The organism is Mesorhizobium sp. B2-5-11 (assembly GCF_006440835.1).
Lineage (GTDB): Bacteria > Pseudomonadota > Alphaproteobacteria > Rhizobiales > Rhizobiaceae > Mesorhizobium.
Window position 1 is genome coordinate 76,324 of sequence record NZ_VFUK01000005.1, and the last position, 12,449, is coordinate 88,772.

Below are 12,449 nucleotides of genomic sequence, written 5' to 3' on the forward strand. Positions count from 1 at the left end.
ACGCAGCTTAGCGGCCCGCGCTTACCGCTGCACCTTCAAGCCGAGATAGATGCTGTTGGCGGTGTAGTCGCGGCCAGGCAGGTTGCTGGTGAGCTTCTCGGTCCTGGCGCGGGTGGTGAGGCCGGCATAGCGGTTCAGCCACCATGTCAGCCCGGCTTCGGCGCTCAGCACCCTGTCATGGCCGTCTATGCCGATATAATCGCGCCAGTCCAGGCCCAGCGCGGCATTGCCGGTCAGGTTGGCGCGGATCTGGCGTTCGGCCGTGAGGCGGCCGGAATAGAGGATGTCGCCGCTTTCACCTGCGGTGGTCGTGGGCTCGACCGTGGTCCGCCCGGTCAGGCCGATCGTGGTGCCGCGTTCGGGCGACCATTTCAGGTCGGCGTCCACGGTGGCACCCGCGATCGCCCCCAGGCGGTCGTCGTCGATCGCTTCCCGCAGCCAGCCGGCCGAGAACTCGCCGGCGAGCTTCTCGCCCATGTCGAGCTCGAGGCCGGCGCGGGCACCAAGCCGCGTTGATGAACGCTCGAAGCCTTCATTGTCGAAGCGTTGATCATAGGCCCTGCGCCCGAGCTCGATTTCGGTGAAAGGCGTAAGGGCAGGGGAGATTTCGTAGCCGGTGCGCAAGGTCGCCGTATAAAGCGTGGAGTTACGATCCTTCTGCGACAGCGAGGTGTCGTCAGAAAGCTTGGCGTCGCCATAGAAGTCGTGCGAGACCGCGCCGGTCAAAGTGTATTGCGCCTTGCCGACGTCCTTTTCGATGCCGAGGCTGCCGTCGATGGTCTGGCGCAGCGGTTGCTTGCTGACGCCTGCAATGGCGTCGGGCGACGAGGCCGATTCCGGCACGGCCTCGTAACCGAGCTTGGCGACGGCGCGTTGCTCGTTGTCGAGGTCGACATTGAGCTGGCCTTCGATGCGGCCTTGCTCATTGTGAACCGGGTAGCCCGAGACGGTCTCGCGGAAGAGGCCATAACCATCAATGGTCGCGGAGTTCTCGCGCCAGTCGGAGGCGGCGGAAAAGCGCAGTGCCGTCTCGGACAGCAGCGCCGCTTTGCCGGCACTGCTGGAATCGCCGTTCGAGGTGGCGGTCAGGCCCTGCTCCAGCGTCGGCCTTATGACGAAGGAGCCCCATTTGATGCCTGGAGCGGTGAACGGATCGTCCTCGATTTTCTTCTTCTGCCCTTCGATGGAAGCGGTGCGTTCGGCGCCCGGATCGAGCTGCTGCCGGTCGACGCTGTCGATCGTGACGGCGCGGCGGTTGGCGGTCTCCTGGTCGGTGCCGGTGCCGGTGACGGTGGCGTCGGCATCGTCGGCCGTGCTGGCGGTGGTGGTCGCGTCGGTCGTCGCGGTGGTGTTCTTTTTCTTTGTCTTCGCCCTGTCGGCGGTCTTGTCCGCATTGGCCTGCCCGGTGGCCGATGGCCGGCGTGGTTTGGGCGGAGGCGGATTGTCGGCGGTCACGTCGTCACCGGCCGCCGGCGGGTCGAAGATGCTGCCAGTGGGCGAGGCGGCACCGCTATCGTCAGGAGCAGCGCCGGCGCTGGCGGGCAGATAGGTGCGCGACGGCGTGTCGTCCTGACCGGCGGCATTCGCTGGCTGCTGTTGACCCTGACCGGCTATGGCGGCCAGTCTCGCTTTGCGCTGCTGGTCGGACAGGATCGCCGATTCCGAGACCTCGCCGCGCAGCTCCGTTTCCTGGGCGAAGGACAGCGTCGGTCGCGGCAGGCCGAAGATGCTGGTCGCCAGCAGCAAGGCGCAGGCAGCCTTGCTCTTTCGCCTTCTCGTCTTTTCTGACTGGGCCCCGGACATCGCCACCACTGCTTGCGCGGCGCGAGCGCGCGCCATACTTACCGAACCGTAAATGGGGATGGTTAACGGAGGGTTGAGGCGGGGGGCGATTGCTTTTCCAAGCGCTCATTGTTCCAGGTCTCGACATTCGTGACCTTGCGCTTCGTTCATTCGAACCGCTCTCCTAGACGGTCGGGGGAGGCATTTCCGTTGGACAGGCGCGGCACAAAGCGCTAATCGCATCGGCCATGGATGCGCGATCCCTCGACAAGAAGCCGTTGGACAGACAGGCCTCTATCGCTTCGGCACTAAGAACGGTGGCGACCGAACAGGCGGGAGTGGCGGCGCTGGCCGAGGCGCTCGAAAATGGGCTGGCGAAGCCCTTTGCCGAAGCGGTCGACATGATCTCGAGGATCGAAGGCCGGGTCATCGTCACCGGCGTCGGCAAAAGCGGCCATATCGGCTCGAAGATCGCCGCGACCCTGGCCTCGACCGGAACGCCGGCTTTTTTCGTCCACCCCGCTGAAGCCAACCACGGCGATCTCGGCATGATCGCCAGGGACGATGCCATCATCGCCATGTCATGGTCGGGCGAAAGCAAGGAGATGATGGGCATCGTCGCCTATTCCAGGCGCTTCTCCATCCCGCTCATTGCAATCACGTCCGGTGAGACATCGGCGCTGGCGCGCGCCGCTGACGTCGTGCTTTTGCTGCCGCGTGCGCCGGAAGCCTGCCCGCATGGCCTGGCGCCGACGACATCGGCACTGCTGCAACTTGTGATGGGCGACGCGCTGGCGATCGCCCTGCTCGAGGCGCGGGGTTTCACGCCCGATCATTTCCGCACCTTCCATCCCGGCGGCCAGCTCGGCGCCAACCTGATGCAGATCCGCGAGATCATGCATGTCGGCGAGAGGTTGCCGCTGGTCATTTCGGGCACCGGCATGCAGGACGCGATCCTGGAGTTGTCGCGCAAGGGCTTCGGCTGCGTGGCGGTCACCGCCGCCGACGGCGCGCTGATCGGCATCGTCACCGATGGCGACATCAGGCGTCACATAGGCAGCAACCTGACGGCGATGACGGTCGATGAGGTGATGACGAGATCCCCCAAGACCGCCGCGCCGGACACGCTGGTGGCGACCGCGCTGCAGACGATCAACAATTCAGCCATCACCAGCCTGATGGTGGTGGAGGGCAACAAGCCTGTCGGGCTCGTCCACCTGCACGATCTCTTGCGCATCGGCGCCGCGTAGAGCAGTCCACCGTTTCACGGAAACGGCGAACTGCTCTATCTCTTTGTTTCTGCACAATTCCGGACGGAAAACCGTACACACTTTTCCTGGAATTGCGCTAGCGCGGAGCCGGTTTCACACCCGCTCGACGGTCAGTTCGAGATCGGTGTCGGCGGCTCCGGTGACGCGCACCTGGGTGCCGGCCGGCAGGTCAGGGCCAGAGACGCGCCACAGCGTGTCGCCGAGCTTGATGCGGCCGCGGCCGTCGCGGATCGGCTCGGACAGCGTCGCCATCCTGCCGATCATCTGCGCCCCACGGCGGTTGAGCAGCGGCTGGTCGGTCGGTTCGTCGCGTCCGCCGATGAGTTTCTTGCCGACCAATGCCGAGACCAGCGACAGCGCGAGGAAGACGAGCACCTGGACCTGCCAAGTCCAGCTGGCCGCATCCCAGACCAGCAGCGATACCGCGCCCACGATCAGCGCGGCGATGCCGGTCCACAACATGAAGATGCCCGGTGCGATGATTTCCATCGCCAAAAGCACGAAGCCCAGAACCATCCAGTTCCACGGGCCGAGTTCGGAAACGATGCGGTCGATCATGGTTTTGATCCACTCACAAAGGCATTAGTTGTCGCTCGGCCTGACGACCGGAGGTCGTGAGACCTGCCGTTGCGTGCCGGCCGGCCCGTCGCCCTTGAACACTTCCCTGGCGATCTCGCCGATGCCGCCCAGCGAGCCGATCAGCGACGACGCTTCGAAAGGCATCAGCACGATCTTGCTGTTGGTGGCCGAACCGATCTTGCCCAGCGCTTCGGTGTATTTCTGGGCGACGAAGTAGTTGAGCGCCTGCACATCTCCCTTGGAGATCGCTTCCGACACCACTTGCGTGGCGCGGGCTTCCGCTTCGGCGGAGCGCTCGCGTGCCTCGGCATCGCGGAAGGCGGCTTCCTTGCGGCCTTCGGCCTCGAGGATCTGCGACTGCTTGAGGCCTTCGGCGGCAAGGATCTGCGCGCGTTTGTTGCGTTCGGCCGTCATCTGCCGGCCCATCGATTCGATCAGGTTGGCGGGCGGATTGATATCCTTGATCTCGACGCGGGTGATCTTGATGCCCCAGGGATGGGCCGCTTCGTCGACCACGCGCAGCAGGCGCTCGTTGATCGCGTCGCGGTTCGACAGCAGCTCGTCGAGGTCCATCGAGCCCATCACGGTGCGGATGTTGGTCATGGTCAGGTTGAGGATGGCGTTCTGCAGGCCGGAAACCTGGTAGGCCGCCTGCGCCGCGTTGAGGATCTGGAAAAAGGCGATGCCGTCGACGCCGACGATGGCGTTGTCGCGGGTGATGATCTCCTGGCTCGGGACATCGAGCACCTGCTCCATCATGTTCAACTTGGCGCCGATGCGATCGATGAACGGCACGATGAGGTTGAGGCCTGGCGACAGCGTTTTCGTGTAACGGCCAAAGCGTTCGACCGTATAATTGTAGCCTTGCGGGATTGTCTTTATGCCTTTGAACAGCACCAGCACGACAAGAGCGACCAGAACAATAATCGCGATATCGAAACCACTGAAATCCATTTGGCTCTCCCTCAAGAGGCAAGCCATGGGAGCCATTCTCCCGCAGCCGGCTTCAGCAAACACTTAAGTGTGTTTCAACAACGTTACAATCAGGTGATGAGGGATTGTTTGTGTCGCTGCTGCCGGTGGCTGAAGGCGAACAGGCTTGCGTCCGTATCTTCCGATCCGGCGATGGCGGCAGAAACGATTTCGGATGCGATTTGCGAGAAGGCGATGCCGTTGCCGCCATAGCCCATCACGGCCTGGATGCGCGGATGCCCAGGGATGGCGCCGATATAGGGCAGGCCGGTGGTTGTGGTGCCGAAGGAGCCGGTCCAGGCAAAATCGGGCCTGGTGTCCAGATCCGGGAACAGGCGGCCGAGCTTCCTGGCCAGTCTCAGGCTCTTGCCGGCGATCAACGCGTCACGCCGTTCCTTGTCGATAAAATCCTCGTCTTCGCCGCCGCAGATCACCCTGCCGTCGGCTGTCGCCCTTGCATAAAGATAGGGGTCCGACGCTTCCCAGATGAGGGCCGCGTCCGGCCAGATCTTTCGCGGCTGCGAGCGTGTGGCGATGGCCCATGTCGAGATGACGCGGTGGGCGGCTGCCGGCACGATGTCGGTCAACTCGTAGCCGGTCGCGAGCAGGACGTGCTGCGCGGTGATTGTGGGGCTGCCCCTGGTGGCGACGACGACCTCCTTGGCGCTGTCTTCGATCGTGGTCGCCTCGACCGGGGCGTAGAGGCGCGCCTTGCGCTCCAGCGCTTTCAGCAGCAATCCGGCGGTCAGTTTGCGCGGATCGAGCGCGATGTTGCCATGGCTGAGGATGGCGCCGTCGCGCTCGATGCCGAATCGCGCAGCCAGCGGCGCAGGGGCGAGATAGGTCGCGGCGATGCCCGCCTGTCGCCGCGCCTCGGTCTCGTCACGCAACTGCGATGGGCCGAGCACGGTACCGGCCAGATAGAGGGAGGGGGCGCGGCTCAGGCGGCAGTTGATGGAGAGCTCGGCTATGCGGCCGGCAAGGTTGGAAACGGCCAGACGCGAGCGCCGCCAGGCCTGTTCCGCCGAGGCCTTGCCGATCATCCTGCCGAGTGCCGTCAGCGGCTGGTCGATCTCGAACTGCACCAGGGCGGTGGTCGCCGACGTCGACCCTCTCAGCGGGCCGCGCCGGTCGATGCAGACCACCGAATGGCCGTCCGCCGTCAGCGCTTCTGCGATCATGGCGCCGCTGATGCCCATGCCTATCACCAGCACATCGGCCTTGGCGTCACGGGTCAGAGCGCTTGTCGGGACAGCGGGTGCCCGATAGGCGGACCAGACTGGCCGGCCGCTTCTGAGGTCGAGCTTGCGGGGCATCGATGGTCTCCGGAGGGCGCGCCTCAACGCCCCGGAACGTCCATTGTTCCCGGGTTCAGATCCAGCCGGACAGTTCGCGCCGCACCATCGCCTCGATCACCGCCATGCCTTTGGGACTGTCGTTGAGGCAGGGGATGTGCGCGAATCTCCCACCGCCGGCATGATGGAAGGTTTCCGCCGCCTCGCGGCCGATCTCGTCCAACGTTTCGATGCAGTCAACGGAAAAGCCGGGGTTGACGATGGCAATCGATTTCACGCCGTCCTTGGCCAGTTTCTCCACCGTCTTGTCGGTGTAGGGCTGCAGCCATTCCTGTGCGCCGAAGCGCGACTGGAAGGTGGTGATCAGCTTCTTCTCGTCCCAGCCGAGCCTCTCGCGCAGCAGCCGTGTCGTTTCGAGGCAATGCTCGCGGTAAGGATCGCCTTTGTCGGAATAGGGTTTCGGGATGCCGTGATAGGAGGTGATGACCACCTCCGGTTCGAAATCGAGGCTGGCCAGATGCCGTTCGATCGAATGGGCGAGCGCCTCGATATAGACCGGTTCGGCATAATAGGGCGGCACGCTGCGGACGGCAGGCGCCGCACGCATCTTCATCAGCGCCCGGAACAACTGGTCATTGGCAGTCGCCGTGGTGGTGGCCGAATATTGCGGATAGAGCGGAAAGGTCAGGATGCGGTCGCAGCCCTGCGCGACCAGGCTTTCGGCGACGCTCGCGGTCGAGGGATTGCCGTAGCGCATCGCCCAGCCGACGACCACGTCGGGCAGGTCGCGCAATGCCACGGTCAGCTTCTCGGCCTGGGCGCGGGTATAGGTGCGCAGCGGCGACTCGTTGTTCTCGCGATTCCAGATCCTGGCATAGTTGGCGCCCGACTTCTTCGGTCGCGTGGTCAGCACCAGGCCGTAGAGGATCGGATACCAGATCGCCTTGTTGAGTTCGATGACGCGCGGGTCGGACAGGAATTCGCGGAGATAGCGCCACATCGGCCTGAAATCGGTGCCGTCCGGCGTGCCGAGATTGACCAGCATGACGCCGACCTTGCCCGCCTTGGCCGGCGAATGTCCGGCCGGTCTCGGCCCCACGGTTCTCGCGGGCTTGGCGTCGACAGGAGTGGAAGGCGGCATTGCGGGTCTCCGAACACGGCGCGAAAGTAGCGATGCGGCGCTGCTTTTCAATGCAGCGTCTGGCCGCACCTTACCCGAAACAGGATGCCCGCCCTGTTTCGGGCGGGTGTCCCTGCGCGCAAAGGCGAAGGCGGTTACCTCGGCGGTATGGTCAAGGTGGCGCCGACCGGAAGCCGGCGCGGCTCGTAGCCCTTGTTGGCTTCGGAAATGACTTTCCACCTGGTGCCGTCGCCATAGGCCTTCTTTGCCAGGTCCCAATAGGTATCGCCGGCGACGATGACATGGCTGGTTTCGGCCGGTGCGGCCTCGGCGGGCTTTGCCGGCTCAGCCGGCGCGGGTGTTGCCGGGGCAGGGGCGGCTTCGGCAGGCTTTGCCGGTTCCGCAGGTGCTGGCGTTGCCGGAGCGGCAGGCGTTGCCGGTGCGGGCGCAGGCGCGGCCTCGGTCGACACGGCCGGCGGCGTGTTGGCGATATCGCCGGAGTTGGCAGGCAGATCGGGCATTGCTTCGGCTGGCTTGGCGGGCTCCGCCGCAGGCGCGGCCGCTGTCGTCGCGGCGATCTCGGTGATGCGGCCGTCGAGCTTGGGCGTGTAGGGCCGGTGCGCGCCGAGATAGTCGGCGACCACCTGTTCGAGGCCGGGGCCGTAATCATAGGCGTTCTTGGCCTTTTCGGCGAAAACCTTGTAGCCGTCGCCGCCCTGGCGGACATAGTTGTTGGTGGCGACCAGATAGTCCTTGTCGGGATTGAGCGGCGTCCAGGCGCCGTTCTCCATCACCTCGACAGACTTGACGCGGCCGGCATTGGCCGGGGCGGATTTGTCGAAGGCGTATTTCAGGCCGGCCACCTGCGGGAAGCGGCCGGCGCCGTCCTCGACCTGGCTGAGACCGCTTTCGAGCCCGGCAACGAGGTCCTTGCCCGAGATCTGGAAGGTCGCCAGCGTGTTCTGGAAGGGCAGCACGGTCAGCACCTCGCCCATGGTGACGGTGCCCTTGTCGATCGAGGCGCGCAGGCCGCCGCCATTGGAGATGACGATCTCGACGCCCTGTCCCTTGACGTGGTCGAGGATGGCGTCGGAGACGAGATTGCCCATCGCGCATTCGCGGGCGCGGCAGCTCTCGCGGCTGCCGTCGATGACGTCGGTCGTCTCGGCCACTTCCTTGTTCTTAAGCGCTTCGATCGGCGCGCCGAGCTCCTTTATGCGGGCGAGCACGGCGGGATCGGGCGTGATCGACTTGTCGAGGAGGATCGGGTCGCCGCTCGCCGACTTGACGACGCCATTGTCGTCGAACACGACCTTGAACTCGCCGAGATATTTCGAATAGGACGCCGCCTGCACGACCGGCACCTTGTAGCCGTCCGGATTGTCGACCATGGTCGGATAGGGGCCTGCCGCCTTCGGATCGGTGTTGGACAAAAGCGTATGGCTGTGGCCGCCGACGACCACGTCGACGCCCGGGATCTTCGCTATGACATCGCGCTCCCTGTTGTAGCCGATATGGGTCACGGCAATGATCTTGTTGACGCCCTCTCCCTTCAACTTCTCGACCTCGGCCGTGATCGACTTGACGTCGTCCTCGATGGCGATGTTGGGGCCGGGAGTGGCGAGTTCGGGCGTATCGTTGGTGACGGCGCCGATAATGCCGATCTTCTGGCCGCCGACCTCGACGACGATGGACGGCTTGACGCGGTCACCGAGCTTGGACTGCGCGTTGGCTTTCACATTGGCGCCGAGCACGGGGAACTTGATCATGTCGAGGAACGGCGCCAATGCCGTTTCGCCGTCGTCGAATTCATGGTTGCCGAGCGCCATGGCATCGAACTTCATGTCGTTGAGGAACTCGCCTTCGGCCTTGCCCTTGTAAGTCGTGTAGAACAGCGAACCCTGGAAATTGTCGCCGGCGCTGAGCAACAGCACGTTCTGGCCTTCCAGCTTCTTGCGCTCCTGCGCGATCGCCGTGACCAGCCGGCCGGCACCGCCGACGCATTCGCCCTTTGTCTCCTCGTCCGCCGAGCAGGTGGATTCGTATTTGTTGTTGCTTTCGATGCGGCTGTGCCAGTCGTTGATGTGCAGGATATTCAGCGTGTAGTCGGCAAAAGATGCGCCGGCCGACAGGCCCAGCGTCGACGCGGAAAGGGCGGCAATGGCGGCAAGCTTCTTCATCTTCGTCTCCCGGATAGGCTGATCAGAGCCGTTTAGCGCTCTTGCTTGACCGGTCTATAACAGCCGGCTTTTTCAGCCATGTTCCCATCGCGTTCCGGAGCATGCAAGGGGAAATCGGGGCAAAATCCCGTTGATCCCTGCTGGGCACAAAAAGGACGGCGGCCATTGGCCGCCGTCCTTTGGAGGTTTGAATGCCTGGTGGTTCAGGCCCGCCGGGTCAACACGAAGTTCTGGCCGGAGCCGCTGGTGCAGTTGAGCTGGCTGGTGGACACCAGCAGGCAATTGAAGCTCACCGGCGTCTGCCGGATCAGCGAGGTTCCGTGGATCTCGACCGATGTGGCGCCGGTCATCGTATAGGTGCCGTCGGACAACTTCTGGCCGGTATCGGTCGCCACCGTGGTGAAGGTTCCGCCGGCAAAGGTCGAAAGACCGGTGCCCTTGGCGTCGATCCAGGAGCCTTCGACGCCCTTCGGCGCGGCCCCTATCGACGGCTCGTCGGGACCGCTGGTTGCACAAGCGGCCAGCCCCACCATCGTGGCCGCCGCAACACTCATCGAAAGAATCTTGCGCGCAATGGTCATGTAAAAATCCTCTCCTCGCCCGTCGGCCCGAAATCGGAAAACGACTTTCGGAAAGCACGGTGCATGCATCCAAGTTTCAAGAGCGTAGTTCATGCGTCCAGATGGACGCGGCTTGCTCCCGTCCGCATCCTTCAATCGCCCGATTTCCGGGCGATTGCAAGGCAGTGAGGCATGCTTGGCGCGACGCTATCGCACCAGGATGTTGCGGAATTGCCACGGGTCGTTCCGGTCGAGGTCCTCCGGAAACAGGCCGGGCCGATTATCGAGCGGCGTCCAGTCGGTATAATAGCCCTTCACCGGTCCGAGATATTGCGACTGCACGTCCAGACAGCGCTTGTAGTTCATCTCGTCGGCCTCGACGATGCCGGCCTCGGGGTTCTCCAGCGCCCAGACCATGCCGGCCAGAACCGCCGAGGTAACCTGCATGCCGGTGGCGTTCTGGTAAGGCGCCAGCTTGCGCGCTTCGGCGAGCGACAGTTGCGAGCCGTACCAGTAGGCGTTCTTGTCATGGCCGTAGAGCAGCACGCCGAGCTCGTCGACGCCATCGACCAGTTCGTTTTCGTCCAGCACGTGGTGTACCGGTTGCGCCTTGCCGGCGGCGCCGAACATTTCATGCAGCGACAGCACCGCGTCGTTGCAGGGATGGTAGGCGTAGTGGCAGGTCGGGCGGTACTGAACCTTGCCCTTTTTGGACCGCACGGTGAAGAAGTCGGCGATCGAGATCGCCTCGTTGTGGGTCACCAGGAAGCCGTATTGCGCACCTGGCGTCGGGCACCACGAGCGCACGCGCGTGTTGGCGCCGGGCTGCTCCAGATAGATTGCAGCCTTGGAGCCATGCTTGTGTTTCTTGCCGTTCTTGGGCATCCATTTCTCATGCGTGCCCCAGCCGAGTTCGGCGGGCTGCAGGCCCTCGGAGATGAAGCCCTCGACCGACCAGGTGTTCCAGAACACGTCCATCGGCTTCGGCTTCTTGGTGCGCTGGGTGTCGCGCTCGGCGATGTGGATGCCCTTGACGCCGGCCTTCCTCATGAGCTTCGCCCAGCCCTCGCGGTCTTCCTGCGCGGGTTCCGAAAACTCGAGGCCGAGATCGGTGGCCAGGTTGACCAGTGCCTGCTTGACGAACCACGAGACCATGCCCGGATTGGCGCCGCAGGTGGAGACCGCCGTCGTGCCGCCGGGCTTGTCGTGCTTTTCCTTGAGCAGCGACTCGCGCAACGCATAGTTGGTGCGGCTGGCATTGTCGGCCTCGGCATCGAAGTAGAAACCGAGCCATGGCTCGACGACCGTGTCGATGTAGAGCACGCCGAGCTTGCGGCAGAGCCGCATTAGATCCACCGAGCCGGTGTCGACCGACAGGTTGACGCAAAAACCCTGGCCGCCGCCATTGGTCAGAAGCGGGGTCAGGAGCTTCTTGTAATTCTTCTCGGTCACCGCATCCTGCATGAAGGTGATGCCACGCTCGTCGAGCAGCGCGCGATCGGTGCCGCGCGGGTCGATGACCGTCATGCGCGATTTGTCGAACTTGAAATGGCGCTCGATCAGCGGCAGCGTGCCCCGTCCGATCGAGCCGAAGCCGATCATCACCACAGGGCCGGTGATCTCACCGTAAACGGGCCAGTTTTCATTCGCCATTTTATCGAGCACTCCTTCAGACAGGTGCAAAACCCGGGCATTCTCGCCCAACGGGCATGCGCTACATCACAGATCATTGTCATAAACCAGTGAAAAGCGCCAACCGCCGGTCAGGCGGCGTTCGCCATTTGGTTAAGGACGCCGACCAGCCGGTCGCGGTCTGATGTCAAGCCCTTGTAATCGAGCTGGGCGATGTCGAGCGCTTCGAGCTGGGCAGCGAAAGCCGGAGCCAGCGTTGCCCGGTCGGGGTGATGCGCCAACGCCGCCAGCGGGTCGAGATGAATGCGGATGGTGAACAGGATGTCGCCCGAGACGGGCAATTTTCGAAGCGTCTGCCGCTCGACGCGGATGAAGGCGTGGGCATTGGCGTCGCCATCGGCAAATCGCGACGGGCGGCTGGCGGCGCGCTCGATTCGCTCGACATTGGATAGCGGATGGTAGAGCGCATCGCCCGATTGAATCGACCAGTTGTAGCGCTCCACGGCCTGGCCCTGGAGGCCGTCGAACATGCGGTTGATCAGCTCGGCCGGCCGCGTGCCAGGGCCAAAACCCGGCACGGGCGCATGGATCTGCTGCAACGGCTTGCCGAATTTTTCGAGCAGCGACCAGGACGAGGGAAAGCAGAGCGAGCCGGCGGCGAGCCGCCAGCCGTCTTCGCCGCGGCGCATCAGGATCAGGTCTTCCTGGACGAGCAGCGAGGCCGCGACAAGCGGCGCCTTGGCGAAGTCGCCCTCGGGATTGCCGCCGGCGGCGATCACCTCGACCCCGCCACTGGCACGCCGATGGGTCTCGGGAAATACCCGCGGCAAGTGCGCTTCGAGCAGGTCGAGCACTTCGCGCTGGGCATCGCGCGTGCCGTCTTCCTCGACGAACACGGTGCCGGGCATTTCGGCATAGAGCCGCTGCTTCTCGGCGAGGAACGGCAGGAGATGTTCGTCGACTTCGATCCAGTCGGCCAGGGCAAGCGGCTTCAGCCCGATGGTGAACAGCTTGGACGAGCCATCATAGGGCGTGTGGGTGGGCAGCGATGTCATGCT

At 64.1% G+C, this 12,449-nt stretch carries 10 protein-coding genes; 1 reads left to right on the forward strand and 9 read right to left on the reverse strand.

Going from position 1 to position 12,449, the window contains the following annotated elements:
* Positions 1-21 precede the first annotated feature (21 nt).
* A complete protein-coding gene (locus FJ490_RS16985) occupies positions 22-1,803 on the reverse strand; it encodes an outer membrane beta-barrel protein (protein ID WP_181165244.1) in 1,782 nt (593 codons plus the stop codon).
* A gap of 227 nt (positions 1,804-2,030) precedes the next feature.
* Here FJ490_RS16985 and FJ490_RS16990 point away from each other — a divergent pair, with 227 nt between their 5' ends.
* Entirely contained in the window at positions 2,031-3,032 is a 1,002-nt protein-coding gene (locus FJ490_RS16990; RefSeq protein ID WP_140686034.1) for a KpsF/GutQ family sugar-phosphate isomerase, read from the forward strand.
* Positions 3,033-3,146: 114 nt separating this feature from the next.
* On the opposite strand, the gene FJ490_RS16995 is transcribed toward FJ490_RS16990, so the two are convergent.
* The 8 genes from FJ490_RS16995 to FJ490_RS17030 all read right to left on the reverse strand — a co-directional run bounded on the left by FJ490_RS16995 (position 3,147) and on the right by FJ490_RS17030 (position 12,446).
* Positions 3,147-3,611 (reverse strand): NfeD family protein, encoded by a 465-nt coding sequence (locus FJ490_RS16995; protein ID WP_140686033.1) that lies wholly within the window; start codon positions 3,609-3,611, stop codon positions 3,147-3,149.
* 24 nt (positions 3,612-3,635) lie between these two features.
* Positions 3,636-4,586, reverse strand: coding sequence for an SPFH domain-containing protein (locus FJ490_RS17000; protein ID WP_140624323.1), 951 nt, complete (start codon positions 4,584-4,586; stop codon positions 3,636-3,638).
* An 89-nt stretch (positions 4,587-4,675) separates the two neighbouring features.
* Positions 4,676-5,920: an FAD-binding oxidoreductase gene (locus FJ490_RS17005; protein WP_140729024.1), complete on the reverse strand. Its 1,245-nt coding sequence runs from the start codon at positions 5,918-5,920 to the stop codon at positions 4,676-4,678.
* Positions 5,921-5,975: 55 nt separating this feature from the next.
* On the reverse strand, positions 5,976-7,040 hold the full coding sequence (gene hemH / locus FJ490_RS17010; protein WP_140632502.1) for a ferrochelatase: 1,065 nt from the start codon (positions 7,038-7,040) through the stop codon (positions 5,976-5,978).
* A gap of 134 nt (positions 7,041-7,174) precedes the next feature.
* On the reverse strand, positions 7,175-9,199 hold the full coding sequence (locus FJ490_RS17015) for a bifunctional metallophosphatase/5'-nucleotidase (RefSeq protein WP_140624316.1): 2,025 nt from the start codon (positions 9,197-9,199) through the stop codon (positions 7,175-7,177).
* A gap of 203 nt (positions 9,200-9,402) precedes the next feature.
* On the reverse strand, positions 9,403-9,780 hold the full coding sequence (locus tag FJ490_RS17020) for a hypothetical protein (RefSeq protein ID WP_140496275.1): 378 nt from the start codon (positions 9,778-9,780) through the stop codon (positions 9,403-9,405).
* A gap of 186 nt (positions 9,781-9,966) precedes the next feature.
* A complete protein-coding gene (locus tag FJ490_RS17025) occupies positions 9,967-11,412 on the reverse strand; it encodes a homospermidine synthase (protein WP_140624314.1) in 1,446 nt (481 codons plus the stop codon).
* Between the two features lie 110 nt (positions 11,413-11,522).
* Positions 11,523-12,446, reverse strand: a complete 924-nt coding sequence (locus FJ490_RS17030; RefSeq protein ID WP_140496273.1) for a DUF3445 domain-containing protein — start codon at positions 12,444-12,446, stop codon at positions 11,523-11,525.
* Between the last annotated feature and the right edge of the window lie 3 nt (positions 12,447-12,449).